Source organism: Serratia sp. CY44782, assembly GCF_052168715.1.
GTDB lineage: Bacteria > Pseudomonadota > Gammaproteobacteria > Enterobacterales > Enterobacteriaceae > Serratia > Serratia nevei.
This window is the reverse complement of record NZ_JBJNME010000001.1, coordinates 333,957-358,199: the sequence shown is the minus strand read 5'-3', so window position 1 is coordinate 358,199 and position 24,243 is coordinate 333,957. Positions and strand designations below refer to the sequence as shown.

Genomic DNA, 24,243 nt, shown 5'->3' with positions numbered 1-24,243 from the left:
AAGGTTCGGCCGTTTACAGCTGGTGATATTTGCCCTTGTCATCCCACTGGTAGACCACGTAGTCCGAGACCTTCAGGTCGCCCTTCTGGTCCCAGGCCTTTTTGCCCATCACGGTATCGACGTCGTGCGACTTCAGCCATTCGGCGGCCTTGGCGCTGTCTTTGCCGCCGGTGGCGTTGAAGGCGGCGGCGATCGCCTGGATCGAGGCGTAGGAGTAGAGGGTGTACCCTTCCGGTTCAAAGCCGCTGGCGCGGAACTTGGCGATCACCGCCTTGCCTTCCGGGATCAGACGCGGATCGTTGCCGAAGGTCATCAGCACGCCGTTGGTGTACTGCGGCCCGCCGGCGGCGGTCACCAGCTCTTCGGTCACCACGCAGTCGCCAGAGAAGAACTTGGCGGTCACGCCCTGCTCGCGCATCTGGCGCACCAGCGGCCCGGCTTCCGGATGGCAGCCGCCGAAGTAGACCACGTCCGGCTTGACCGAGGCGATCTTGGTCACCAGCGCGTTAAAGTCTTTCTCGCCGCGCGACAGCCCCTCATACAGCACTTCTTTGACTCCGCGCTTGTTCATCGCCGCCTTGGCGGCGTCCGCCAGCCCCTGGCCGTAGGTGTCTTTATCGTGGATCACCGCGATGCGTTTGGCCTTCAGGGTATCCAGCATGTAGTTGGTGGCGATCGCGCCCTGCTGATCGTCGCGCCCGCACATGCGGAACATGGTCTTCATGCCGCGCTCGGTGATTTGCGGGTTGGTGGAGCCGGGGGTGATGGCGATGATGCCGGCCTCGTCATACACCTCGGAGGCGGGCATGGTGGAAGAGGAACAGAAGTGGCCGACCACCGCCGAGACCTTGTCCTGATCCACCAGCCGGTTGGCCACCGCGACCGCCTGTTTCGGTTCGCAGGCGTCATCCCCCTGCACCAGCTTGATTTTTTCCCCTTTGATGCCGCCGGCGGCGTTGATGTCCGCCGCCGCCTGCGAAGCCCCGCGCCAATACTGATCGCCATAGGTGGCGTTCGGCCCGGAGAACGGCCCGGCGACGCCGATGACGATATCGGCCTGCGCGGAAAACGCCGTACCTAAACAACCGATGAGCAAAGCAGCGAGCGGACTTTTTATCAATTTCGATGACATTGTTATCTTCCTCAGCACTGTTGTAGCGAAACGCCCGGGGGCGCGGATCAGTCACTTTATGTGTAGACGGGGAAAATAATTTTCTTGAGAGCGCAGTCGCATTCCCCAAAAATGGGTAAGCAAAAATCCAGCCATTGTGACGACGAATACATATTGTTTGCTTATTCATCCTACATATCAGTTGCGGCACGGCGTGTGGCGGGGATAACGGTGTCAGGGCTGTACGGCTAACGTGAGAGGGGGCATGAGAGGGAGAGTGGCCCTGCACCATCGCCGTGCAAGGGCTTGTGCAAGCGATGTGACAACGAGACAGGCGGGAAAAATCAGCGCCTGCCGGCGAAAGATGCCGAAAAACAGCGCAAGGTGCTCATTCCCTCAGCAAACGCACTTTTTTTGCAGTTTAGCGCTTTGACAAACCCCAGGCGCCCCGCTATTATTCGCCCCGTTCACACGATTCCTCTGTAGTTCAGTCGGTAGAACGGCGGACTGTTAATCCGTATGTCACTGGTTCGAGTCCAGTCAGAGGAGCCATATTTAGAGAAGCCCGCTCAGGGAAACCCGAGCGGGCTTTTTGCTTTCTGCCGTTAACCGAGCAGCGGCGTCTACAGCACCACTTCGTAGTGAGAGCCGTCCGGCAGTTCAACATCCAGCCGCAGTTTGCCGCCCGCCGCCTCAACGTAGCGTTTTAGCGAAGACAGTTTCAGATCGCGGCCCGGTTTTTCCATCACGGCCACGGTCGGCTGCCGGATCCCCAGCGCCTGCGCCATTTCAACCTGCGTTTTCTGTACTTTTTCGCGCAGCTCGGCAAGGTGAATGTTCAGCATGATGTCCGCCGCCAGCGCCTGCGCGTTGGCCACGACCTCGGGCTTTTCATCCGCAATAAGCTGTTCCAGCGTTCTGCCCATCGCGTCACTCCTTCTCGTTTAATGTGTTCAGCCAACAGGTGAATGCCCGATCGGCAATCTGAAGCATTCGATCGTAAAAGCGTTTTTCATTGCCGGCTTTATTGCCCGCGCAAAGCACAATGCCAATACGGTACGGATCGAAAGCGAAGAATGCCCGCAACGGTTCGCCACGGCTCTGAATGCGCAACTCTTTCATATTGCTGTAACGTGAGCCTTTCACCGTATCGGCATAGGGTCTGGGCAGCCCCGGCCCCTTTTCCCGTAGGACCATCAATGCGGCAAGCACGCCGGCCCGATCGGCATCGTTGAGTGAGCTAAACCCGTCATCAAACGCATCCGTTGTTTTAATTTCCCACACGGGACCTCCCTGCAATATAGATCAACAGCTATATAGATTTAAAGCTATAACAGAGAGGTGCAGGGATGACATGCAAAGGCATGCATTGTTACTGCAAGGCTGAACGTACATCCGAGCATTTTGCAAATGCAGTGCGCGGTATTCATCTTTTTACGAGCTGTGCCGAACAATCGAGCAGAGGCACGGGGCGTTTCCCCGGCCCCTTTATAAACCCTGTCACAAAATGCGCATGCCATTCTCGGCACCCGTTACAACGGTGGCGCACGGCATGCGGCTGCACGCCGCGTGACACCGGGTTAACGCCAGGGCGAGCCCCTCCCCTATCGCCCCAGCAGCACCGTTGCCCAAACCACGATGGTCAGCACCACCGCCACCAGCTGTGCTGCGCCGCCCAGATCTTTGGCGCGTTTGGATAACGGATGTAATTCCAGCGAAATGCGATCGACCACGGTTTCAATCGCCGTATTAAGCAGCTCCACCACCAATAGCAGGAAACTGCAGATGATTAATAACAGCCGCTCCATTTTTGTAATATCTAAACCAAATGTAACAACCAGTAAAATGGCGTTAATAACCAATAATTGGCGGAACGCATCTTCGGTAAGTACGGCGTCAATAACTCCGGCCCATGAGTTCCTTATGCTGTAGGTTAATCGGCTTATTCCCCTTTTCTTTTTTCCAGGCATAGCATTTGCTCTCATCAACACGACGACAACTCCCGCAAATAAATCACGCGCCGTGAATTTATCTCGAGTTTATTAATTAAAGACCTTAACCGTTTCCCCTCAGGAGACGAGCCATTCACTCACGCGCTGCCCGCGCAGCATTGAAACGATCAGCACGAAAATGCCCTGACGCGGTTATTATCCTGAGGACGTTAAAAGACGAAACGTTATCAGCCGGTTAAAGCGTTTTCTCGTACAACCGGTAGCGCTTATAGGGAACCGCACCGATGCGTTCTAAAATCGTCCGCATGCCGGTATTGGTTTCCAAGATCCACGACATTTCCAGCGCGTCGATATTGCGCTTGGCGAAAGGCTCGCGCAGCGCCTCAATCAGCAGCAGCGCAATAATCGGCCCGATGCGGCTGAATTGATATTCCTGGCGCACGCCCATCAACGGCACGCGCGCGGTGCGCACGCCGCTGACCTTCAGCCGCCACAATAACTTCGCCCAGCCGAACGGCAATAATCGCCCCTGCAAATCGGCAATCGCTTCGTTAATGTTCGGCAAGCCGACGATAAAGGCGCAGGGGGCACCATCTACCTCGGCGATATGGATCATATCGTCGGGCACCAGGAACTTCAGCTGATCCCCCATGGTGGCGAACTCGTGCTCGGTGAACGGGACAAACCCCCAGTTATGCTGCCACCCGGAGTTGAACACCTCGCGCAGCACCTGCATCTCCTCGCGAAAGCGCTTGCGGTTGAGGCGGCGAACGGTCACCTTTTTGCGTACCTGGTCCATCATCCGGGTTAACGACGGTGAAAAGTGCAGATCGGTTCTTTTCATCCAATAGGCAAGTAAATCAATGCCTTCTGTGTAACCCTGCTGCACTATCTGGGGCGCGTAGTAAGGCTTGGCGTGCGTCATCAGGGCCGACGGCGGGGTGTCGAATCCCTCGACCAACAGGCCGCTTTCCTGATTGATATTGAGGCTGAACGGCCCGGTGATTTTGCGCGCGCCTTTCGACCTCAGCCACTTCTCTGCAGCCGTGAACAACGCGCTGAATACGGCGGGATCGTCAACGGCGTCAATCATGCCGAAGTGGCCGGTATCCTCGCCATGCAGCTCACGGTGCAGAGAATCAATTTGCGCGGTGATGCGCCCAACGACCTTTCCCTGCTTTTTGGCCACCCACGCCTGCCATTCGATATGGTCGGTGCCCGGATTCTTCTTTGACAGGTGCTCTTCGCGCTCTAAATACAGCGGCTCAATCCAGTTCGGATCATCGCGAAACAGTGACGAAGGGAAAGCAATAAATTCTTTAAGTTCGCGTTTATCCAGAACTTTCTCAATGCGGATCATAAATAGCCTTACGTTTTAATAAAATAATTAAATAAGCGCGCGACAACGCCTTTAGCATTTTTTATGCTGTTCTCTTTAATTGGATTGTGTATTGCCTCCGGTTCAACGATAAGAAAAACCGAATATTACCCCCGGTGAATCAGCGTGCTCATTGCCCGATATTCACCCTGAGGTTTCCATGATTGTGCGAAAAAAGGGAAACAAAAAGCGGCGCTGACATGCTACGCTAATGGTGCTCTTTTATTATTTCGTGCTGTTTTGGCAAAAGAAACCTGCCGCCTTTAGTGTACCGACTTTAATCAGGAGGGGGTTCGCCATTTTTACCACTTAATGCTCTTTTTAAGATTCAGCTTAAATGAGCCATTCACTTTTTGATTTCTTGCGGCATACTGTTTAGGAAGTGTTTAAGTTCTAAGATAGCCATGCACGAGGTCATAACCCATGAGTCGACAGTTATTTCCTGCCCGACACATTCAGGCTAAAGAACGGCGAAACCCGGAGCTTACAATAGCCCCCTGTATATCGCCAGGGTGCCGTACAAGGCTGATAAAACGGGCAGCTCACACTCTGCCCGGGTAATAACCGGCGTACCGTTCAAGCACGGTAATATACGCTGTTCGTGGAATGAAGATGGTTGAATAAAAAACTTATTCAAAACCTATTCATAGTAAAATATCAATTACCTCGCCAAGAGTCTTTTATCTCTTTTGGTGATTTTTAATCTATGGCTAGTTTGTCTATGTCTGAAACAAGTTCCGTTCATTCTCTTCCCATGCGTTATGCAGACTTCCCCACTTTAGTGGACGCTTTGGATTATGCGGCGCTGGGCAATACGGGAATGAATTTTTATGACCGTCGCAATCAACTTGTGACCGTGCTCGAATACCGCACGCTGCAGCAAAAAGCGATCGCGGGCGCGCGGCGTTTATTGTCCCTGAAACTCAAGAAAGGCGATCGCGTGGCGCTTATCGCCGAAACCAGCGCGGGATTCGTCGAAGCCTTTTTCGCCTGCCAATATGCCGGCCTGGTGGCGGTGCCATTGGCGATCCCGATGGGCGTGGGCCAACGCGACTCTTACACCACCAAGCTGAAAGGGCTGATCGCCAGCTGTAACCCCGCGGCGATCATCAGTAGCGAAGAGTGGACGCCGCTGATTGCCTCGGCCACGGAAAAGGCGCCGTCGTTGCACATCCTCAGCGATGCGGACTTTAACGCGTTGCCAGAGCCGGAGATCACGCTGCCGGCGCCTTCGCCCGACGATATCGCTTATCTCCAATACACCTCGGGCAGTACCCGCTTTCCGCGCGGCGTGATCATCACCCAGCGGGCGGCCATGGCGAACCTGAACGCGATCAGCCGCGACGGAATCAAGCTGCGCGCGGGTGACCGCTGCGTCTCCTGGCTGCCCTTCTATCACGATATGGGCCTGGTCGGTTTCCTGCTGACCCCGGTGGCGACCCAACTGTCCGTCGACTATCTGCGCACGCAAGATTTCGCCATGCGCCCGATGCAGTGGCTGAAACTGATCGCCAAGAACCGCGGCACGGTCTCCGTCGCCCCGCCGTTCGGCTACGACCTGTGTCTGCGCCGCAGCAACGCCAGAGAGCTGGCCGATCTGGATCTCTCCAGCTGGCGAGTCGCGGGCGTGGGCGCCGAGCCTATTCCGGCCGAGTTGCTCAGCCAGTTTGGCGAACACTTCAGCAGCATCAACTTCGACAGCAAAGCCTTCATGCCCTGCTACGGCCTGGCCGAGAACACCCTGGCGGTGAGCTTTTCCGATCCTTGCTCCGGCCCGCAAACCAACGCGGTCGACCGCGATATTTTGGAGTACGAAGGTAAAGCGGTCGCGCCCGGCAAGAAGACCCGCGCCATCTCGACCTTCGTCAACTGCGGCAGAGCGCTGCCCGGCCACCGCATCGAGATCCGCAGCGAAACCGGGCAACCGCTGCCGGAACGCCAGGTCGGCCATATCACGATTTCCGGCCCCAGCCTGATGAACGGCTATTTCTGCGACGATGAATCCCAGCAGCAGATCCAGGTGACCGGCTGGATGGACACCGGCGATCTCGGCTACCTGCTGGACGGCTATCTGTACGTCACCGGCCGCAAGAAGGATTTGATCATCATTCGCGGCCGCAATATCTGGCCGCAGGATATCGAGTACGTCGCGGAATCCGAACCGGAAATCCGTTCCGGCGATGCGATTGCCTTCGTGACCGAAGAGCACGACGAAGCGGCCAGGATTATTTTGCAAATCCAGTGCCGAGTCAGCTCGGAAGAACGTCGGGAGCAAATCGTGCATTCGCTGAGCGCGCGCATTCAAAGCGAGTTCGGCATCGCGGTGGACATCGAGCTGCTGCCACCGCACAGCATACCCCGCACGTCGTCGGGCAAACCCGCCCGCGCCGAGGCCAAAAAACGCTGGCTGAGCGCTTCGCTCTATCCGCAAATGCCGCAGCTGGCCGGTTTCGCGCAATGAGCGGCACCGTCGCAGTGACGGGCGCGACCGGCTTTATCGGCCGGCATATCGTCCAGGAACTGCTGGCGCAAGGATTTAGCGTGCGCGCCTTGACGCGGCAAGCCGGAAAAGCCGCCATCGACAACCTGCAGTGGATCCCCGGTGCGCTGGAAGATCGGTCTTCGCTCACCGAACTGGTGCGCGGCGCGGAGTGCGTCGTGCACTGCGCGGGCCAGGTGCGCGGGCATGCGGAAGCGGTGTTCACCCGCTGCAACGTGACCGGCAGTCTGAACCTGATGCAGGCGGCCAGGCAGAATGGCCGCTGCAATCGTTTCTTGTTCATGTCGTCGCTGGCGGCCCGCCATCCGGCGCTGTCTTGGTACGCCCATTCAAAACAGGCCGCCGAGCAACAATTAATCGCCACCACGGGCGACATCGCACTGGGGATTTTCCGCCCGACGGCGGTTTACGGACCGGGCGATAAAGAGCTGAAACCGCTGTTCAACGGCCTGCTGCGTGGCGTGTTGCCCCGGCTGGGCGCGCCTGACGCCAGGCTCTCTTTCCTGCACGTAAGCGATTTGGCGAAGGCGGTCAGCCAATGGCTACTGGCGCACCCCGCGCAGCCGAATATTTACGAACTGTGCGACGGCGTGGCCGAAGGCTACAACTGGCTGCGCCTGCGGGACATCGGCGCCGCCGTGCGGCGCGGGCCGGTGCGCCTGGTGGGCATTCCGCTGCCGCTGCTGAAAGCCATGGCGGATATCAGCGTGTTGTGGAACCGCCTGGTAAAACAAGAGCCGATGCTGACGCGCAGCAAAATACGCGAGTTAACCCATCACGACTGGTCCGCCAACAATCACGCGCTGTCGCAACAGATTAATTGGTTCCCACAGGTGAGTTTGGAACGCGCGCTGCGTGAAGGGCTGTTTTAATTATTCCAAGTAGAGGTGTGTCAACATTCTTATGCTAAATCGCGATGCTGTAATGGATTATATCCTGACGTGTTTGCAAGGTATCGTCGAAGGCGGAGTAGAAATAAAACCTGATAGCGATCTCGTCAATGATCTTGGCTTGGAATCCATCAGAGTATTGGATCTGCTGATGATGCTGGAAGATGAATTAGATATCTCCATTCCTATCAATATATTGCTTGATGTCAGAACGCCTGAGCAACTGCTTGACGCGCTGCGCCCTTATCTGGAGAAAAGCCATGGGACTGTATGATAAGTTTGCGCGGCTCGCCAATGACCGCGAACAATTTCAAACGTCCGGTCTGAATCCGTTCGGCACCTGTATTGACGAGGTGTATTCCGCCACCCAAGGCCGCATCGGCGATCAAAAGATTGTCCTCGCCGGCACCAATAACTACCTTGGTCTGACATTCGATGCGCAGGCGATCGCCGCCGGCCAAACGGCCCTGGCTGCGCTCGGCACCGGCACCACCGGCTCGCGCATGGCGAACGGCAGCTACGGTTCGCACCTGACGCTGGAACGGGAGCTGGCGGAATTCTTCGATCGCCCCAGCGCCATCGTGTTCTCCACCGGTTATACCGCTAACCTGGGCGTCATCAGCACCCTGGCGGGGCCGGGCTCCGTGGTCTTGATCGACGCGGACAGCCACGCGAGCATTTACGACGCCTGTGCCCTGGGCGGCGCGGAGATTATTCGCTTCCGCCACAACGATGCCGCCGATCTGGAGCGCCGCATGGTGCGCCTGGGCGAGCGCGCGCGCGAGGCGATCATTATCGTGGAAGGTATCTACAGCATGCTGGGTGACGTCGCCCCGCTGGTGGAAATCGTCGACATCAAGCGGCGGCTCGGCGGTTATCTGCTGGTCGACGAAGCGCACTCCTTCGGCGTGATGGGCGAACATGGCCGCGGTCTGGCCGAAGCGCTGGGCGTTGAGCAAGACGTGGATATCATCCTGGGCACCTTCAGCAAAAGCCTGGCCTCGATCGGCGGTTTCGCCGTCGGTGGCAAGGGGATGGACGTGCTGCGCTACAGCAGCCGGCCGTATATCTTTACCGCTTCGCCGTCGCCATCCAGCATCGCGTCGGTACGCACCGCGCTGCAAAAAATCGCGCGCCATCCCGAGCTGCGGGAAAAATTGTGGAGCAACGCGCACCGCCTGTACCACGGCCTCGCCGAGCTGGGATATACCCTGGGGCCGCGCATCAGTCCGGTAGTGCCGGTCATGATCGGTTCGAAGGAAGAAGGGCTGCGTTTCTGGCGCGAACTGATCGCCCATGGTGTGTATGTGAATCTGGTGCTGCCACCGGCCGCGCCGGCTGGCGTTACCCTGCTGCGCTGCAGCGTCAATGCCGCGCACAGCGATGAAGAGATCGACACTATCGTGCGCGCCTTTGCTGCACTGAAAAAATAGCGCCTTCCCTCTCGGCTGCGGCGGCGGCGGTGAAAACGCCATCGCCGCTCTGCCACCCCCATGCGCACCTTAGTGCGCAGCGATTGATACCTCACTCACCGAATAACGATATCCCTGAGCCACCATAAATTCCTCGATGGCTTTTTCCGCCGCCGAAAGCACTTCTTCGATCGGCCGATCGGCATCAAGATCCACGATGTCGGCACCTTCAAACGTCAATAACGGCGTGACGGCAATCTTCTTTTCCAGCGACGCTTTGCGGTGATCGGGTTTGCGCGCGCAGGCCACGTCCAGACTGACATTCAGCTTGAGAACCAGATCCGGTTTTTGCCCCGCCATCCATTGGAATGCCGCCCGCTCCCGCGCCGCCAGCCAACGGACAAAACGGCTCCCTTCAACGTCGACGGGAAATACCGTGCCGTCGTAAGCGCCGGGGATTTGCGCCTGCGGAAAACGGTCGGTCAACACGATGAACCCTTGCCGACGAAATGCCAGCATGCGACGAAACCGCAGCAGCCGCCGCCCCACAAAAGCGATGATTACCGCCGACGGCAACAGACCAATCCGGGATTTTTTCGTTTTGACTTTTTTGGTGTTGCTCTCGATGGCCTTGCCTACCGATCGCCCGAGCAGCGGCAATTTCGCCGCCGCGCGCCCGACATTGCCCGCCTGTTTGCCCAGATGCACCTGTACCGCCGGGCCATAATGTTTCACATATTTGATCAGATGTTCACAAACGGTGGACTTACCCGATCCGTCGCTGCCAATAACCGCAATCAACGGCGGAAATTTTGCACTCATAATAAGACTCTCTTTCAATACACCAGAAACGGCGTGCCATGTTTGAAGCGAAATCACGCTTAACGTTGCCGCGGCAGCCACGCAAAATAAATTTCCTCAATGCAGCGCCAAAAAGCACAAAAGATTAAGCGAGAATTAAAAACCTCTGCTCTTTTTCCGCCGCGAGCCATGCCGGAAATTAACATAAAAAGCGAAAATGCCCCACGCGCGGACAATTAGCACGAAATAACAAGAATGAACGCCATAAATATCAATTCAAATAACGAACTAAAATACCCATATCATTATTTTATCGTGGCAAAGCACAATAAATATCTTGAACCCAAGGCGTATTGGAATACAATAGTTTTTTTCGCATTGGATCAATTATTGTGAGTCAGCAGATAAGACCTTCGTCTGATCGCTCGCCCGTGCGCGTAATAGCGATAACCGGCTGTGACGGCTCGGGAAAATCCACCTTGGCCGCCAGTTTGGTCAACGCCTTATCGGCACAAGAACCTGCCGAACTGCTTTATCTCGGCCAGTCTTCCGGGCGTATCGGCGAATGGATAAGTTCGCTGCCGATTATTGGCGCGCCCTTCGGGCGTTATTTGCTGAAGAAATCGCAGCGCGTGCACGATCGCCCTTCCGCACCGCCGGATAATGCCACGGCGCTGGTGATCTTTTTGCTTTCTTATTGGCGCGTCTATAAATTCCGCCGCATGCTGAAGAAAAGTCGCCGGGGCGCATTGCTGATTACCGATCGTTATCCGCAGGCCGAAGTGGCAGGGTTTCGTTTCGATGGCCCGCAGCTGGCAAAAACTGCCGGCGGCAATCGCTGGGTACGCTGGCTGAGAAAGCACGAACATAACCTGTACCAATGGATGGCGTCTTATCAGCCCTTATTATTAATTCGGCTGGATATTGACGAACAAACGGCCTATTCACGCAAACCCGATCACTCGCTGGCGGCGTTGCGTGAAAAGATCGCCGTCATCCCGCACCTGACGTTTAACGGCGCTAACATACTGGATTTAGACGGCCGCGAACCGGCCAGCCATATTTTCGACGAATCTCTGCGCGCCATTAAAATATCGCTGAGGGCCGCCAATGCCTAGCCGAAAAATAACATTTTCGTACCGAAACAGATGAAAAAAAATAAACTCACTGCCGAACAGCACTCCTCATCCACCTGCATCAGCGGGCTGATTGCCGTGGTGGGCAGCGACGGCACGGGCAAGTCCACGCTGACCGCCGATCTGGTCAAGAACCTGCAGCAGCATCGCCCCACCCAGCGGCGCTATTTAGGGCTGATCTCCGGCGAAGACGGCGACAAAATCAAGAAATTGCCGTTCATCGGCGTGTGGCTGGAACGGCGCCTGGCGGCCAAATCCGATAAAACCCAACGCATGAGCAACAGGCCGCCGGCGCTGTGGGCGGCGCTCATCATGTACGGCTTTTCGCTGTGGCGCGCCTCCAACCTGCGCAAGGTGCGGCAGCTGGCACAGAGCGGCGTGCTGGTGATCAGCGATCGTTACCCGCAGGCGGAAATTTCAGGTTTTTACTACGATGGGCCCGGTATCGGCGTGGAACGAGCAAAAGGCTGGCTATTGAGCCGCCTGGCGGCGCGCGAACGTCGTTTATATCAACACATGGCCGTCTATCGGCCGGAGTTGATCATTCGCCTCGATATCGACGTCGATACGGCGTTTTCCCGCAAGCCCGATCACAGCTATGAAGAGCTGAAAGACAAGATTTCCGCCATGGTGCGCCTGCAGTACAACGGCGCGCGCATCATCGAGCTGGACGCCAGAGCCCCTTACGACGAGGTGCTGAGCAACGCGCTCAACGCCATTTCGGCCGTGGTGCCCCCCGCGAAGCGCCCACAGAGCGACATCGGGCAACCCGGCGAAAACGCCGGCGAAGAAACTCAGGTTTATTAAACGCATACAGGGCAAGCGCATGACAGCGGAACACAAGATGCAGCAAAACAACGATAACGGCTGGTTTGGATTATGAAACGGTGGTTTTCCGATGGCGCGTTTCGCTCCATTTTACGTAATGCCGCCTACTTAGGTTCCGGCAGCGTAGCCAGCGCGCTGCTCGGCCTGCTGGCGCTCTCCTGCGCCGGTAAAGGCATGTCGCCTGAAATGTTCGGCGTGCTGGTGGTGATCCAGGCCTATACCAAAGCGGTCAGCGATTTCATCAAATTCCAGACCTGGCAGTTTGTGGTGCAATTCGGCACCCCGGCGCTGGAGCACCAAAACACCGGGCGCTTCCGCGACGTCGTCGCCTTCTCCTTCGGGCTGGATATCGCCAGCGGCGTCATCGCCGTGCTGGGCGGCATGATCATGCTGCCGTTCTTGTCCCACGCCCTGGGGCTGGACAGCGAAAGTTTCTGGCTCGCCATGCTGTACTGCACCCTGATCCCGTCGATGACCTCGTCCACGCCGACCGGCGTGCTGCGCGCCTTCAACCGTTTCGATCTCATCGCCATCCAGCAGGCGATCAAGCCGTTCCTGCAGGCGGTGGGCAGCGTCATCTCCTATTATTTCGATCTGGGATTCCCCGGCTTTATCGTCACCTGGTACGCCTCTAACCTGATCGGCGGCACGCTATTTTGGTGGTTCACCGCGCGCGAGCTGCGCCGCCGCGATATCCACGGCGCGCTGAGGCCACGGCTGTTCAACGTCGCGCGCCGCATCGAGGGCGCCTGGAACTTCGTCTGGACCACCAACATCGCCCATACCATCTGGGCCGCACGCAACTCCTGCACCACCGTGCTGGTGGGCGTAGTGCTCGGGCCGGCCGCCGCCGGGCTGTTCAAGATCGCCATGACCTTCTTCGATGCGACGGGCACCCCGGCCAAGCTGCTGGAGAAAAGCTTCTATCCCGAGATCATGCGCCTGGATCCGCGCACCAAGACCCCGTGGCTACTGGGCCTGCGCTCCTCGCTGTTGGCCGGCGGCATCGGCCTGGCCGTCGCGGTGTTGATGCTGCTGGTGGGCAAACCGCTCATTTCCGCGGTATTCGGGCAGCAATACCTGGAAGCCTATGACCTGATTCAAATCATGCTGGGCGCGATCATCGTTTCCATGATGGGCTTCCCGCAGGAGTCTTTACTGTTTATGGCAGGCAAGCAACGCGCCTTCCTGATCGCGCAGGCGACGGCCTCGGCGGCCTACATTGCGCTGCTGGTGTCGATGGCATACGCCTTCGGCGTGCAGGGCGCCGCCTTCGCTTATTTACTGGGGCAATGTTTAGACGTTCTGTTATCCCTGATACCGACGATCGGCGCCTACCGCAATCGCTTTATGTTGGGGCTGAATGTGCCCAAAGAGAGTAATTAATGACCGCTAACGATAATTGGAAGAAGTTCTCCGCCGAAACCACCCAGGCGCTGTTTGTCGCGGTGGAAGAGGACGACCTGGTTGAGGCGAATATCAGCCTGCCGCAGCAGATTGATTTGCAGTGTTCCCCCGAGAGCATTCGGGACAACTACGCGCTGTGCCTGCAGTTTTGGGAAGACGGCTTTTCCCGCCGCGAGCTGCTGCAACTGGTGAACGGTTTCCTGCAAGACCCGCAGTTGGCGGCGGCTACCCGCATGCGCTACAAATATATCCGCGCCCGCTATAAGCACCTGCGCTTCGCCCAGCAGCTGTACGGCGCGCCCCACCGCGCCAACCGCCTGTTCCACACCACCACCGTGGTGCTCGGCCATTTTCAGGATGCGTTTCGCAACGGCAACCAGAAGAACCTGACGCTGTACGGCAACCTGCTGCGGCTGCTGCTCAGCAAGCCGGTGTGGTCGTACGTGCGCTATGCGCTGCGCCACACCCGGCTGGAAAGCGCACAGGGCTTTATCACCTACCGCCAGGAGCAAATGCGCCAGCTGCAGACTCTGATCGCCAGCCCGGCGCTGACCGGGCATCAGTTTCACGACGTGCGCAAAATCGTCAGCCGCCAGGTCTCGTTTTACGACACGCTGAGATCGATCGATCCCGACAACCGCGAAGCCCGGCAGATCTCGCGCTTCCTGGCGGCGATTAACGGCCTGATGGGCGACCGGCATGACGTGATGGTGGCGGACAAGCTGGCCGGCGGCGATATCTATGACCGGCCGGCGATCCTGGATATCGACATCCGCCAGCGCCTGGAGCTGCTGCTGGCGCGCTTTCCGCTGTCGTTTTCCCAGCCGGCCATCGCGGCGGGCAGATAAGCGCGTTGCGCGGAGCCATGATGACGTTACGCCGCTTGTTGACCCTCGCCCTGCTGCTGTCGCCGCTGGCGGCGTCCGCGCATAACTTCGTGCATGGCCGGCCGGTGGCGCCGATCGCCATCGCCGATCGCGGCGAGCTGCTGCTGCGCAACGGCGATTTCAGCTACCGGCCGTGGAACAGCGCAAAACTGGCGGGCAAGGTGCGGGTGATCCAGTACATCGCCGGGCGCACCTCCGCCAAAAAGAAGAACTCGCTGCTGATCAACGCCGTCAAAGACGCGAACCTGCCGGGCGATCGCTTCCAGCCGACCACCATCGTCAACACCGACGACGCGATACCGGGCTCCGGCTTCTTCGTGCGCGGCAAGATCGAGAAAAACAAGCGGCACTACCCCTGGGCGCAGTTCATCGTCGACAGCGACGGGCTGGGGCGCATGGCCTGGCGGCTGCCGGAGGAGAGCTCCACCATCGTGGTGCTGGACAAGGCCGGGCGCGTGCAGTGGGCGAAGGACGGCGCACTCACGCCGCAGGAAGTTGACCAGGTGATCGCCCTGCTGCGCACCCTGATCGACCGGGAGACGCCATGACGCGCACGCCGCCGGGAGCCGATGACGCATGTCTTTGATTGAACGCTATATCACGGTTGAGATCCGCCGCCTGGTGATCATGATCGCCGGGTTTCTGATCTTCATGTTCGCCAGCTACTCCGCCCAGCGCTACCTGACCGACGCCGCCAACGGCACGCTGGCGCTGCGGGTGGTGGCCGACGTGGTTTTCTATAAATCGCTGATCGCACTGGAGATGATATTGCCCGTCGCGCTGTATGTCTCGGTGGCGGTGGCGCTCAGCCAGCTGTACAGCGATGCGGAGATCACCGCCATGCTGGCCGCCGGCGCCAGCCCGCTGCGGCTGTATAAGGCGGTGCTGATACTGGCCGTGCCGCTGGCGATAGCGGTCACGCTGCTGTCGCTGTATGGCAGGCCCTGGGCGTACGCCAATATTTATCAGCTGCAGCAAGAGTCGCAGTTGGTGCTGGACGTGAGCCACCTGCAGGCCGACAAATTCAACGTTAGCGGCAACGGCCGCATGATCCTCGCCAATCACGTCGACAAAACGGCCAATCATCTGACGGATGCCCTGATTTATGTGCGCGGCGGCCATCACACCAACCTGTACCGCGCGCAGTCGGTGGAGGTGCTCGACGCCTCTCCCGCCAGCCCCGCCGTGCGGTTGAAAACCGGCACCGCCTATGTGCTGGATCGCCAGGGCACCGACGACAACGGGCAGAACTACGACAACTTTGACATCGCGCTCAAGCCGTTCGTGCCCAGCGCCGAAAGCCGGCACAAATCGGCCTCGCCGGCGGAGCTGGCGCGCTCCGCCGATCCGGGTGACGCCGCCGAACTGCAATGGCGCGAAAGCCGCGGGCTGACCACCGTGCTAATGGTGCTGCTGGCGATCCCCTTTAGCCACATCAAGCCGCGACAGGGCCGCTACGCTGCGCTGCTGCCCCTGACGGTGCTGTTTACCGTGATTTTCTATGGCGGCAACATTTGCCGCACGCTGGTGGCTAACGGCTCTCTGCCGACGATCCCTGGCGTTTGGCTGGTGCCGCTGGCGATGGCTGTCGGCATCGCCCTGCTGCTGGCGCGCGACTTATCCCTGCTGCGGAAACCCTCCCGATGACTATTTTTAGCCGATACCTGATCCGCAACGTGTTCATCGGCTTCGCCGCCGCGGCCGGGCTGCTCATTCCGCTGTTCACCACCTTTACGCTGATCAACGAGCTGGAGGACGTGACCCCGGGCGGCTACCGCTGGCAGCAGGCGCTGCTGGTGACCGTGCTGACCCTGCCGCGCAGCCTGGTCGATCTGGGGCCGTTTATCGCGCTGCTCGGCGGCATCGTCGGGCTGGGGCAGCTGTCGAAAACTCTGGAGCTGACCGCGATCCGCTCCGCCGGGATGTCGATATTCCGCATCGCGCTGGTGATGCTCGCCGCCGGGCTGCTGATGAACCTCTCGCTCGGCGCCCTCGATGAATGGGCAGCCTCGCCGCTGCAGCAACGCGCGCTGCAGATGAAGAACAACGCCCTGGCGCAGTCGAACGATAACGACGTCACCGTGAACCCGCTGTGGGCGCGGCGCGGCAACGAATTTGTAACGGTCAAAACCGTCGATGAGAACGACCAGCCCCACGGCATTGAGATCTTCCGTTATCAGGCCAACCGCGCGCTGGAATCTTACCTTTACGCCGACAGCGCCAGCACCGCCGCCGACGGCAGCTGGCTGCTGCACAACGTGATGCAAAAAAGCTGGCAAGGCGGAAAGGAAACGATTGAGCGGCAAAGCAGCCTGCCGTGGCGCTCGCTGTTCGCCGTGCCGAGCCTGAAAGAGCTGACCCTGCCGGCCGGCAGCTTCTCGCTGCAACAGCTGGATCGCTATATCGATTACCTGCAGGGATCGGGGCAGCCCAGCACCGAATACCGCCTGGCGCTGTGGAAAAAACTCGGCCACCCCCTGCTGGTGCTGGCGATGATTTTACTGGCCATCCCGTTTACCTTTACCGCCCCGCGCGCGCCCGGCATGGGCAGCCGGTTAGCGCTCGGCGTCATCATCGGGCTGCTGACCTACATCGCTTACCAGATCGTCCTCAACCTGGGGTTGCTGTTCGCCCTCAACGCGCCCTTCACCGCCCTCGCCCCGCCGCTTTTGATCCTGGCGCTAGCATTGGCGCTGGTTTATCGGTTTGATCGGCGGGGTTAGGGAGGCCAATATGACAAGGTACGCGCTTACCATCCAGTTCTATGATCCTAACAAGATAAGTGGCGTTCTTTTAAACGGATAGCCGCCGATGGAACTTCGTCTTTCGCCAGACAGTACCATTTCTTTGCCTCAGCCAGGTTTACCGCTGTACCTAACCCTTTTTCAGCGAGATATCCCAAGTTAGCCTGCGCCAGACGATTGCCCTGACTGGCGGCGACACGATACCAATATGCTGCGCTGACAAAATCTTTGCCGTTTTTAGCATCGCCTTGAACCAGACAACGAGCATACCCCAAGGCGCCTTGCGAGTTCCCCCGTGATGCGGCAAGAGAAAATTGTTGGCAACGTTCTACGGGAGCAGACAGTAACGATCCCAATAAAAGAGGGGCATCGGCAGAACCGAGATCACTGGAAGCGGTGAGATAACGTGTAGCCAATGCCACATTTTTTTCTCCCGTCAAACCGTGGAGGTATATTACCCCAAGATTATAATTCGCCTGCGCGCTACCTTGTTCGATGGCTTTTTCGTTGTAATAGAGCGCCCTTTTCGTATTTTTCTGTGGCCCAGGCGCAATAAAAATGGCAGCCAGCAATGTCTGCGCTTTAGCATCACCGCCATCTGCCAGCGGGGTAAGAATATCGATGGCTTTTTGTGGGTTGCGCTGAACTCCTTTGCCTTCAAAGTAAAGCGTGGCAAGGAGGCGTTGGCTTCTTATGTCTGCCCCAGAATGCTCAGCAGCCAATTTAAAGGCCGAAGCATAGTCCTGCCGTCGATATGCCTCAGCCGCCATTTCGCTGTTTCCCTGACCGCCCGAGCAGCCCAATAGGAAAAACGAGGCCACAGCAATGAAAATGATCTCACAACGCATGGTAAAGACACCCCCAACCCTTTTTAAGGTCTACGTGAAGGTTATAATCCTTTAGCAAATAAGCACCCAGAATATACTCCCGACCTTTTTCAATCGTATTTTTATCCCCCACAACGTTGCTAACCCGAACCTCATGGCCCGGTAACACACCTGCTCTCATTCTTTGACTTTCAAACTTCACCAATCCACGATTGCCCATCACATCTCGATTCGCCCCAACCGTCGTCCATGACTGGTAGTCATTTTTTGAAATGAAATGCGTGAGATAGCTCGAGCTTCCCGTATCTATATTGACCTCCCGATAACCCGTATTTAGAAAAATGGGGGCAGCCAGCGTTTGGTCAGTCCTCGCCAGATTGGATCTTAATGTCAATGGCGCAAGACAATCCTTAAGAACCATCGCGTCTTTAGGGTTTAAGACAAGTCTGTCATGACTCAAAGAGACGCCCTTAAATTTTGATATTATGTCAAAGCCAAGAAGGTTTTCCGCCCCCTTAACAGCGACAATGATATTATTAAAAACATCATCACCAATTTTTAACTCTGAGACGAAAGCAAATCTCACCGCGGAGGCTTTCCCATAAAAACCGACCATGTTCGCCTTGATAGGCAAGAACCTGGCATGACTGCTTTTTGCCAGCGCCTCAGAAATCAAGGTCATTCCTGCCCCCGTATCAAACCAAGCCTGGCTTTTCACACCATTAATGGCAATAGGCACATCCAGTGCTTCGAAGGGAGTCAGAAAATTGTTATCAACAGCGTGAAATTGGTGTATGTATTCTTTTTTTCCAGCAGTATGCTTGAACGCAGGTAACCGGGTGAGTATCTCAACGTTATCTATTGGCGGGAGAAATGCGTCTACAACATCAGCATGCTGCCGTTGCATTCGTTGGTAAAGCGTACTGTAGGTTGGCCAATCATACAGAGAAAACTTATCACCCAGTACCATCAACTGGCAGGCAACCTTGTACTCTTGCTTGACGAATTTTCGGCATGTCAGAGGATTTATATCAACGCGGTTTAATGACTGACGTTGAATGGCCAACTCATAGAAAGCGCGCTCATCTCTCCCATCCCCCCAAGGTTTGATGCCTTGTCCGTCCAATAATCTGGATTGTAGCTTATCTACCTTTCCTATCAACAATGAGTGAGGCACCTCCGCCATAGCACTTTCAACAAGAAGGAGACAAACTGCCAAAGAACATAGTATGCCGCGAGAGAAAACCGCCATTGCAACCATCCACATTAAACTATAGAGGTGTTTTCACACCTCTATATTATTCAAGCCATTAATCAGAATTCACCTTTTACCGTGCCGGTGATTGTCGTGTTACCATCGCCATCTCTGGTGACAGTAATTTCCCAGCTGGCACGTTCCCGATCATCATCACGATCAGACTGCTGACCACCAGCCACAAGCAACAACTCTTTGTCTGTCAAATCTTTCATATTTAACTTCCTTTAAGTAGTTAAGGTTTCACCATGCCATTATTGGCTGCTATTTGAATAACCTGATGTCAGGAAATCCAAAATGTGACAGTGGAATACGATGATTTCATCCCACTCTAAAAACAGTTGTGCTTGCCTTAACCGGATAAAATACCCACCTTGAGACTGGTGATAAACGTCGTAAAATGGAATGTAGCTTTCTTTATCCCTGCTCAACATGGCATTCATTAACAGGCGGCTAAACCGGCCATTTCCATCAATAAATGGGTGGTAGGCAAGAAGCATCACAGAACTCACTACTGCCGAAAACAAACAGTGGTAGGGAGCGTTCAGCATAATCCCCCACACTTTTCTCATGCCATCAACAAGGTGTTCATGTTCAATGTATTTAACGTAACACCCTTCGCTATCAGGTGATGATTTCATGGGTACATTTCTGATACCTATGTTTCGATTGTTTATCACCCCAGACCAATCTATTAAAAACGCCAAAAATGCATTGAAGTCTCCGCGTGTTATTACTTCCTTATAACTCATGGAGAAACCCGATATTAACTTCACTTCATCGCTTGTTCTTTCCGGAGTTTTCCTATCAATCTGACGCGCCATATAATTTTCGCTTAATCGATGCTTCAGCTTCACCAAGTACCCGCAGGGGATATTTGCCAAAGCATTTTTTACTGCAGATGATTTATCTATATCATCTGCATGATAGGAAAAGAATGAACTCTCGGACGCACGTAATTTTTCACGCGTACTTGGCAGTAAATCATTTAGCTTAGGTGGAGTAAAATGCTCTAACTTGATGTTAAACATATCGGCTTCCATGCTATATCCTAAAAGATCCATAACTTAAAAATAGCAAAATCAGCCAGTGATTCTGTTAATCTTTCATGACAATCAAAGTTCATAATTCCTTAACATCACCATGTTACCATTCCTTATGTAAATAGAATTAAGCTCCGCATTCAAAAGCGATGCGTTAAGGTGAGGTGTAATTTGTTTCGCAGGGAAGCGATAGAAAACCGTGCAAGAAAATGGAGAGGAAGAGCCGTTCTTCTTCCTGGCATCCCACTCTGGTTAGTCGTGGCATTTTGTTCTGTTTTTCTCCTTTCATTTTTAACATTTATTCTCAGTGGAACCTACACACGCAGAGTCAACGTGAGTGGCGAGATCACATCCTATCCTCGCGCCGTCAATATTTCATCAGGGTTCCAAGGGTTTATTATTAAAAAATTCGTCACCGAAGGGCAAATGGTGAAGAAAGGCGACCCTATTTATCAAATAGATATCAGTAAAAGCACGCATAATGGCGTGGTCAGCGATAATCAGAGAAAAGATATTGAGAGCCAGATTGCTAGAATTGATCGCATTATCTCTCGGTTAGAGTCAAACAAAACAGTAACGCTCTCCACGTTAAAAAACCAGAGATTACAGTATGGTAAAGCCTTCGAGCGCTCGACTGAAATCCTAAAACGAGCCGAGGAAGGGATAACAATCATGAAAAGGAACATGGATAATTACCGTAGTTACCAAACAAAAGGACTGATTAGCAACGATCAACTTATCAATCAGGTCGCACGTTACTATCAACAGCAGAATAACCTTCTAAGCTTAAGCGGGCAAAATGAGCAAAACTCACTGCAAATCACTAACCTGGACAATCAGATTCAGACCCAGGCTGCTGAGTTTGATAACCGTATTTATCAAATGGAACTCCAACGATATGACCTGAAAAAAGAGTTGTTAAATACCGATCTCAGCGGCGAAGTCATTATTCGCTCGTTGTCCGACGGGAAGATTGACTCTCTCAGCGTTACCGTCGGGCAGATGGTGAATGTAGGCGATAGTTTACTCCAGGTGATACCTCAATCCATCACCCATTACTACTTGGTCATTTGGGTACCTAACGAAGCTATTCCTTATATCACGATTGGCGATAGGCTCAATGTCCGCTATGAAGCTTTCCCCGCAGAGAAATTCGGGCAATTCTCCGCCACCGTAGAAATTATCTCAAAAACGCCCGCAAGCAAACAAGAAATGCTTACTTATCAGGGAGCGCCAAGAAACACGCAATCCTCTGCTATTCCGTATTACAAAGTCATTGTAAAACCTGAAAAACAGGTCATAGCCTATCACAACAAGACCATGTCTCTTGAAAACGGGATGAAAGCACAAAGCACTTTGTTTTTGGAAGAACGAAAAATTTATCAATGGATGATTTCCCCCTTCTACGACATGAAAAACAGCGCATTGGGCCCCGTCAATGAATAAAGGTAGAATCAAAAAAATCCTGGAAAAACTCGATATTGGGCTTAACCACCGTGTTCCGGTTATACATCAAACAGAGTCTTCCGAATGCGGGTTAGCGTGCCTGGCGATGGTTTGCGGCTACTATGGCAAAAATATCGATTTAATCTCGCTGAGACAGCGATTCAACCTGTCTGCTCGCGGCGCCACTCTCGCAGGCCTCAATAGTATCGCCATGCAACTGGGGATGGCTGCCCGGGCCGTTTCCTTAAACCTTGAAGAAATCGAGGCGCTCAAAACGCCATGTATCCTGCATTGGAATTTTAACCATTTTGTGGTGCTGGTCAGCATAAGGCATAAACGCTTCGTTCTGCACGATCCGGCGCGCGGACGCAGAACCGTTAGCCTCGACGAAATATCGCAATACTTTACCGGCGTGGCTCTGGAAGTATCTCCCAATAGTGAATTTACAGCCGAAACGGTTAAGAATCGCCTTCAACTGAGAACGTTGCTCAACAGTATTCACGGCATTAAAGGTGCGCTAGGTAAAATATTCCTTTTGTCGTTAGTGATCGAGACCATCAATCTTGTCATGCCGATCGGGACTCAACTGGTCATGGATCATGCCATTCCCGCCAGCGATCGCGGGCTACTGACCCTTATCTGTATAGGCCTGTTCTTCTTTATTCTGCTACGAACCGCAGTCAGCATGGTACGTGCCTGGTCATCTTTAATCATGAGCACGTTAATAAATGTCCAGTGGCAATCAGGGTTGTTCAACCACTTGCTGCGCTTGCCCTTAGGCTATTTTGAACGACGCAAACTGGGTGACATTCAGTCGCGATTCAGTTCATTAGACACCCTGCGTACAACGTTTACGACCAGTGTTGTCGGTGCCATCATGGACGGCATCATGGTCGTTGGCGTCCTCGTAATGATGGTCTTGTACGGCGGCTATCTGAGTTGGGTCGTATTAGGATTTACTGCGTTATATATTCTCATCCGCCTGTTAACTTACGGTTATTATCGGCAACTGTCGGAAGAAACTTTGGTGAAAGGAGGCAGGGCCAGCTCATATTTCATGGAAACGCTCTATGGGATAGCCACCGTCAAGATACAGGGAATGGGCGCTCGACGAAGTGCCAACTGGCTGAATCTGCAAATAGACACGATCAACAGTGGGATTAAAGTCACCAAAATGAACTTTTTTTTCAATGGGGTAAATACGTTTATTACCGCTTGCGACCAGGTCGTCATTTTATGGTTAGGCAGCAGCCTGGTTATTGATAATCAAATGACGATAGGTATGTTTGTCGCCTTCGGCGCATTCCGCGGGCAGTTTTCTGAACGGGTGGCCTCATTAACGAGCTTTTTGCTGCAATTGAGAATGATGAGCCTGCATAATGAACGTATAGCAGACATTGCACTGTATGAACGTGATGCTCAAAAACCGGACATCCCATATCAGGCAACAATGCAACCCATATCGCTGGAGAGTCGAGGTTTGAGCTATCGCTATGACAGCCAATCTCCCCCCCTATTTTGCGATCTCAATATCCATATTGCCCCAGGTGAAAGCGTTGCAATCACAGGCCCTTCTGGAGCCGGAAAAACAACGTTAATGAAAGTGTTGTGCGGCCTATTCGAACCCGATGCTGGCATGGTCATCGCTGATGGGATGGATATCCAACAATTGGGATTAAATAATTTCCACAAAATGATTGCTTGTGTGATGCAGGATGACAAACTGTTTTCCGGCTCAATACGCGAAAACATCTGTGGGTTCGCAGAGGATATCGACGAGGAGTGGATGGTCAAATGTACCCGCGCCAGCTATATCCATGATGTCATTGTAAAAATGCCAATGGGTTATGAAACGTTAGTCGGAGAGTTGGGTGAGGGACTTTCAGGGGGACAAAAACAGCGTCTTTTTATCGCCCGTGCGCTCTATAGAAAACCAGGGATTTTATTTATGGACGAGGCCACAAGCTCACTGGACAAAGACAGTGAGTATTATGTTAACGAGGCCATCAAACAGATGAACATCACCCGAGTGATTATCGCCCACAGAGAAACCACTATCGCCACTGCCGACCGCGTGATTTCACTGGCTTAAACAGCGAAAGCTAATCCCCCTCGTAAACATCGCCCGCTGCGCCAGCATCAGAGAACTTAACGCTTTCCTACCTCGTCGAACAGGGGCTAAATGACAACCGCCCCTGCTCGCTCCGTGGAATTAACGCAATTCCTTCGCTATCGCGCTAAACATCAGCGAGGCCTCCAGCGGTTGTGCGCTGAAAGACGGCTCCGCCTGCGGCCAGGTGGACCACTGGACGATCACCAGATTCTCCGCCTGATTGACCATAATCATCTGGCCGAAGATCCCCAGCGCCCACAGGGAATGTTTCAGGGAGGCCTGCGGAGTAGGCTCAACGTTGGCCGCATTCACCGGCACTTCGTTGTTCCACCACTGGAAGCCGTAGATGCCGTTAGGATGCGCCGCCGATACTAAGGCGCGATTGAACTAGGAGATGGATTCAAAACACCCTGTCCCCCTTTTGAGAACAAGAACTTTCCGGTTAACATTTGGCCGGCTTTACAAATTGGCCTGAGCCGTTATTATCCCTTACTTGGTGTCCTATGCGCCGTT

23 protein-coding genes, 1 tRNA gene and 1 pseudogene are annotated in these 24,243 nt (G+C 54.8%); 14 read left to right on the top strand and 11 right to left on the bottom strand.

Going from position 1 to position 24,243, the window contains the following annotated elements:
- Window positions 1–13: 13 nt before the first annotated feature.
- Window positions 14–1,132: a branched-chain amino acid ABC transporter substrate-binding protein gene (locus tag ACJ8HT_RS01715; RefSeq protein ID WP_048234441.1), complete on the bottom strand. Its 1,119-nt coding sequence runs from the start codon at window positions 1,130–1,132 to the stop codon at window positions 14–16.
- Window positions 1,133–1,587: 455 nt separating this feature from the next.
- On the opposite strand from ACJ8HT_RS01715, the gene ACJ8HT_RS01710 reads away from it, so the two are divergent.
- Window positions 1,588–1,663: transfer RNA gene (locus tag ACJ8HT_RS01710), tRNA-Asn, on the top strand.
- 71 nt (window positions 1,664–1,734) lie between these two features.
- Here ACJ8HT_RS01710 and ACJ8HT_RS01705 read toward each other — a convergent pair.
- The 4 genes from ACJ8HT_RS01705 to ACJ8HT_RS01690 form a co-directional block, all read right to left on the bottom strand.
- On the bottom strand, window positions 1,735–2,037 hold the full coding sequence (locus ACJ8HT_RS01705) for an XRE family transcriptional regulator (protein ID WP_049200011.1): 303 nt from the start codon (window positions 2,035–2,037) through the stop codon (window positions 1,735–1,737).
- A 4-nt stretch (window positions 2,038–2,041) separates the two neighbouring features.
- A complete protein-coding gene (locus ACJ8HT_RS01700) occupies window positions 2,042–2,395 on the bottom strand; it encodes a type II toxin-antitoxin system RelE/ParE family toxin (RefSeq protein ID WP_197652457.1) in 354 nt (117 codons plus the stop codon).
- 320 nt (window positions 2,396–2,715) lie between these two features.
- Window positions 2,716–3,096: a diacylglycerol kinase gene (locus ACJ8HT_RS01695; RefSeq protein ID WP_244664476.1), complete on the bottom strand. Its 381-nt coding sequence runs from the start codon at window positions 3,094–3,096 to the stop codon at window positions 2,716–2,718.
- 202 nt (window positions 3,097–3,298) lie between these two features.
- Window positions 3,299–4,423: an N-acetyltransferase gene (locus ACJ8HT_RS01690; RefSeq protein WP_197652456.1), complete on the bottom strand. Its 1,125-nt coding sequence runs from the start codon at window positions 4,421–4,423 to the stop codon at window positions 3,299–3,301.
- A 739-nt stretch (window positions 4,424–5,162) separates the two neighbouring features.
- Between ACJ8HT_RS01690 and ACJ8HT_RS01685 the strand changes: the two genes are divergently transcribed.
- From ACJ8HT_RS01685 to spt, 4 genes are read left to right on the top strand one after another with little or no spacing between them, the layout of a single operon-like run.
- Window positions 5,163–6,902 carry a fatty acyl-AMP ligase gene (locus ACJ8HT_RS01685; RefSeq protein WP_197652455.1) on the top strand — a complete coding sequence of 580 codons (1,740 nt, stop codon included), beginning with the start codon at window positions 5,163–5,165 and terminating at the stop codon, window positions 6,900–6,902.
- A complete protein-coding gene (locus ACJ8HT_RS01680) occupies window positions 6,899–7,813 on the top strand; it encodes an NAD-dependent epimerase/dehydratase family protein (RefSeq protein ID WP_197652454.1) in 915 nt (304 codons plus the stop codon). The genes ACJ8HT_RS01685 and ACJ8HT_RS01680 overlap by 4 nt, the downstream gene beginning before the upstream one ends.
- A 31-nt stretch (window positions 7,814–7,844) precedes the next feature.
- On the top strand, window positions 7,845–8,105 hold the full coding sequence (locus ACJ8HT_RS01675) for an acyl carrier protein (RefSeq protein ID WP_019453571.1): 261 nt from the start codon (window positions 7,845–7,847) through the stop codon (window positions 8,103–8,105).
- Window positions 8,092–9,264: a serine palmitoyltransferase gene (gene spt, locus ACJ8HT_RS01670; RefSeq protein ID WP_102984385.1), complete on the top strand. Its 1,173-nt coding sequence runs from the start codon at window positions 8,092–8,094 to the stop codon at window positions 9,262–9,264. The genes ACJ8HT_RS01675 and spt overlap by 14 nt, the downstream gene beginning before the upstream one ends.
- Before the next feature lie 69 nt (window positions 9,265–9,333).
- Here the strand turns inward: spt and ACJ8HT_RS01665 are convergent, their stop codons facing one another.
- A complete protein-coding gene (locus tag ACJ8HT_RS01665; protein ID WP_197652685.1) occupies window positions 9,334–10,065 on the bottom strand; it encodes a thymidylate kinase in 732 nt (243 codons plus the stop codon).
- A gap of 371 nt (window positions 10,066–10,436) precedes the next feature.
- Here ACJ8HT_RS01665 and ACJ8HT_RS01660 point away from each other — a divergent pair, with 371 nt between their 5' ends.
- From ACJ8HT_RS01660 to lptG, 7 genes are all read left to right on the top strand, one after another.
- On the top strand, window positions 10,437–11,162 hold the full coding sequence (locus tag ACJ8HT_RS01660) for a hypothetical protein (RefSeq protein ID WP_197652453.1): 726 nt from the start codon (window positions 10,437–10,439) through the stop codon (window positions 11,160–11,162).
- 30 nt (window positions 11,163–11,192) lie between these two features.
- Window positions 11,193–11,987, top strand: a complete 795-nt coding sequence (locus ACJ8HT_RS01655) for a hypothetical protein (RefSeq protein WP_197652452.1) — start codon at window positions 11,193–11,195, stop codon at window positions 11,985–11,987.
- 72 nt (window positions 11,988–12,059) lie between these two features.
- Complete coding sequence (locus tag ACJ8HT_RS01650; protein WP_049200021.1) at window positions 12,060–13,394, top strand: lipopolysaccharide biosynthesis protein; 1,335 nt, start codon at window positions 12,060–12,062, stop codon at window positions 13,392–13,394.
- Window positions 13,394–14,263 (top strand): hypothetical protein, encoded by an 870-nt coding sequence (locus ACJ8HT_RS01645; RefSeq protein ID WP_049270271.1) that lies wholly within the window; start codon window positions 13,394–13,396, stop codon window positions 14,261–14,263. Before ACJ8HT_RS01650 ends, ACJ8HT_RS01645 begins: the two co-directional genes overlap by 1 nt.
- Window positions 14,264–14,283: 20 nt before the next feature.
- Window positions 14,284–14,850: a YtfJ family protein gene (locus tag ACJ8HT_RS01640; RefSeq protein ID WP_043143070.1), complete on the top strand. Its 567-nt coding sequence runs from the start codon at window positions 14,284–14,286 to the stop codon at window positions 14,848–14,850.
- A gap of 28 nt (window positions 14,851–14,878) precedes the next feature.
- Window positions 14,879–15,949 carry an LPS export ABC transporter permease LptF gene (lptF, locus tag ACJ8HT_RS01635; protein WP_197652451.1) on the top strand — a complete coding sequence of 357 codons (1,071 nt, stop codon included), beginning with the start codon at window positions 14,879–14,881 and terminating at the stop codon, window positions 15,947–15,949.
- The gene (gene lptG, locus ACJ8HT_RS01630; RefSeq protein WP_197652450.1) at window positions 15,946–17,025 is read left to right on the top strand and encodes an LPS export ABC transporter permease LptG; all 1,080 of its coding nucleotides are present in this window, start codon (window positions 15,946–15,948) and stop codon (window positions 17,023–17,025) included. Before lptF ends, lptG begins: the two co-directional genes overlap by 4 nt.
- A 47-nt stretch (window positions 17,026–17,072) precedes the next feature.
- On the opposite strand, the gene ACJ8HT_RS01625 is transcribed toward lptG, so the two are convergent.
- From ACJ8HT_RS01625 to ACJ8HT_RS01610, 4 genes are all read right to left on the bottom strand, one after another.
- Window positions 17,073–17,894, bottom strand: coding sequence for a tetratricopeptide repeat protein (locus tag ACJ8HT_RS01625; RefSeq protein ID WP_194571833.1), 822 nt, complete (start codon window positions 17,892–17,894; stop codon window positions 17,073–17,075).
- Entirely contained in the window at window positions 17,884–19,125 is a 1,242-nt protein-coding gene (locus ACJ8HT_RS01620; protein ID WP_197652449.1) for a retropepsin-like aspartic protease, read from the bottom strand. Before ACJ8HT_RS01620 ends, ACJ8HT_RS01625 begins: the two co-directional genes overlap by 11 nt.
- Before the next feature lie 62 nt (window positions 19,126–19,187).
- On the bottom strand, window positions 19,188–19,343 hold the full coding sequence (locus tag ACJ8HT_RS01615; RefSeq protein ID WP_159108330.1) for a hypothetical protein: 156 nt from the start codon (window positions 19,341–19,343) through the stop codon (window positions 19,188–19,190).
- Between the two features lie 39 nt (window positions 19,344–19,382).
- Window positions 19,383–20,171, bottom strand: coding sequence for a Fic family protein (locus tag ACJ8HT_RS01610; RefSeq protein WP_197652448.1), 789 nt, complete (start codon window positions 20,169–20,171; stop codon window positions 19,383–19,385).
- Window positions 20,172–20,342: 171 nt separating this feature from the next.
- Between ACJ8HT_RS01610 and ACJ8HT_RS01605 the strand changes: the two genes are divergently transcribed.
- Both ACJ8HT_RS01605 and ACJ8HT_RS01600 read left to right on the top strand, forming a co-directional pair.
- Window positions 20,343–21,617 (top strand): HlyD family secretion protein, encoded by a 1,275-nt coding sequence (locus ACJ8HT_RS01605; protein ID WP_197652447.1) that lies wholly within the window; start codon window positions 20,343–20,345, stop codon window positions 21,615–21,617.
- The gene (locus ACJ8HT_RS01600; RefSeq protein ID WP_197652446.1) at window positions 21,610–23,709 is read left to right on the top strand and encodes a peptidase domain-containing ABC transporter; all 2,100 of its coding nucleotides are present in this window, start codon (window positions 21,610–21,612) and stop codon (window positions 23,707–23,709) included. Before ACJ8HT_RS01605 ends, ACJ8HT_RS01600 begins: the two co-directional genes overlap by 8 nt.
- Window positions 23,710–23,829: 120 nt before the next feature.
- Here the strand turns inward: ACJ8HT_RS01600 and ACJ8HT_RS01595 are convergent.
- A pseudogene (locus ACJ8HT_RS01595) lies at window positions 23,830–24,102 on the bottom strand (serine hydrolase domain-containing protein); the annotation flags it as partial.
- Window positions 24,103–24,243: the final 141 nt, after the last annotated feature.

What these genes read in the sequence shown, in the direction of transcription:
- ACJ8HT_RS01715 (WP_048234441.1), bottom strand. Translation starts at nt 1,132, where the DNA reads ATGTCATCGAAATTGATAAAAAGTCCGCTCGCTGCTTTGCTCATCGGT.
- ACJ8HT_RS01705 (WP_049200011.1), bottom strand. Translation starts at nt 2,037, where the DNA reads ATGGGCAGAACGCTGGAACAGCTTATTGCGGATGAAAAGCCCGAGGTC.
- ACJ8HT_RS01695 (WP_244664476.1), bottom strand. Translation starts at nt 3,096, where the DNA reads ATGAGAGCAAATGCTATGCCTGGAAAAAAGAAAAGGGGAATAAGCCGA.
- ACJ8HT_RS01690 (WP_197652456.1), bottom strand. Translation starts at nt 4,423, where the DNA reads ATGATCCGCATTGAGAAAGTTCTGGATAAACGCGAACTTAAAGAATTT.
- ACJ8HT_RS01685 (WP_197652455.1), top strand. Translation starts at nt 5,163, where the DNA reads ATGTCTGAAACAAGTTCCGTTCATTCTCTTCCCATGCGTTATGCAGAC.
- ACJ8HT_RS01680 (WP_197652454.1), top strand. Translation starts at nt 6,899, where the DNA reads ATGAGCGGCACCGTCGCAGTGACGGGCGCGACCGGCTTTATCGGCCGG.
- ACJ8HT_RS01675 (WP_019453571.1), top strand. Translation starts at nt 7,845, where the DNA reads ATGCTAAATCGCGATGCTGTAATGGATTATATCCTGACGTGTTTGCAA.
- spt (WP_102984385.1), top strand. Translation starts at nt 8,092, where the DNA reads ATGGGACTGTATGATAAGTTTGCGCGGCTCGCCAATGACCGCGAACAA.
- ACJ8HT_RS01665 (WP_197652685.1), bottom strand. Translation starts at nt 10,065, where the DNA reads ATGAGTGCAAAATTTCCGCCGTTGATTGCGGTTATTGGCAGCGACGGA.
- ACJ8HT_RS01655 (WP_197652452.1), top strand. Translation starts at nt 11,193, where the DNA reads ATGAAAAAAAATAAACTCACTGCCGAACAGCACTCCTCATCCACCTGC.
- ACJ8HT_RS01650 (WP_049200021.1), top strand. Translation starts at nt 12,060, where the DNA reads ATGAAACGGTGGTTTTCCGATGGCGCGTTTCGCTCCATTTTACGTAAT.
- ACJ8HT_RS01645 (WP_049270271.1), top strand. Translation starts at nt 13,394, where the DNA reads ATGACCGCTAACGATAATTGGAAGAAGTTCTCCGCCGAAACCACCCAG.
- ACJ8HT_RS01640 (WP_043143070.1), top strand. Translation starts at nt 14,284, where the DNA reads ATGACGTTACGCCGCTTGTTGACCCTCGCCCTGCTGCTGTCGCCGCTG.
- lptF (WP_197652451.1), top strand. Translation starts at nt 14,879, where the DNA reads ATGTCTTTGATTGAACGCTATATCACGGTTGAGATCCGCCGCCTGGTG.
- lptG (WP_197652450.1), top strand. Translation starts at nt 15,946, where the DNA reads ATGACTATTTTTAGCCGATACCTGATCCGCAACGTGTTCATCGGCTTC.
- ACJ8HT_RS01625 (WP_194571833.1), bottom strand. Translation starts at nt 17,894, where the DNA reads ATGCGTTGTGAGATCATTTTCATTGCTGTGGCCTCGTTTTTCCTATTG.
- ACJ8HT_RS01620 (WP_197652449.1), bottom strand. Translation starts at nt 19,125, where the DNA reads ATGGCGGTTTTCTCTCGCGGCATACTATGTTCTTTGGCAGTTTGTCTC.
- ACJ8HT_RS01615 (WP_159108330.1), bottom strand. Translation starts at nt 19,343, where the DNA reads ATGAAAGATTTGACAGACAAAGAGTTGTTGCTTGTGGCTGGTGGTCAG.
- ACJ8HT_RS01610 (WP_197652448.1), bottom strand. Translation starts at nt 20,171, where the DNA reads ATGGAAGCCGATATGTTTAACATCAAGTTAGAGCATTTTACTCCACCT.
- ACJ8HT_RS01600 (WP_197652446.1), top strand. Translation starts at nt 21,610, where the DNA reads ATGAATAAAGGTAGAATCAAAAAAATCCTGGAAAAACTCGATATTGGG.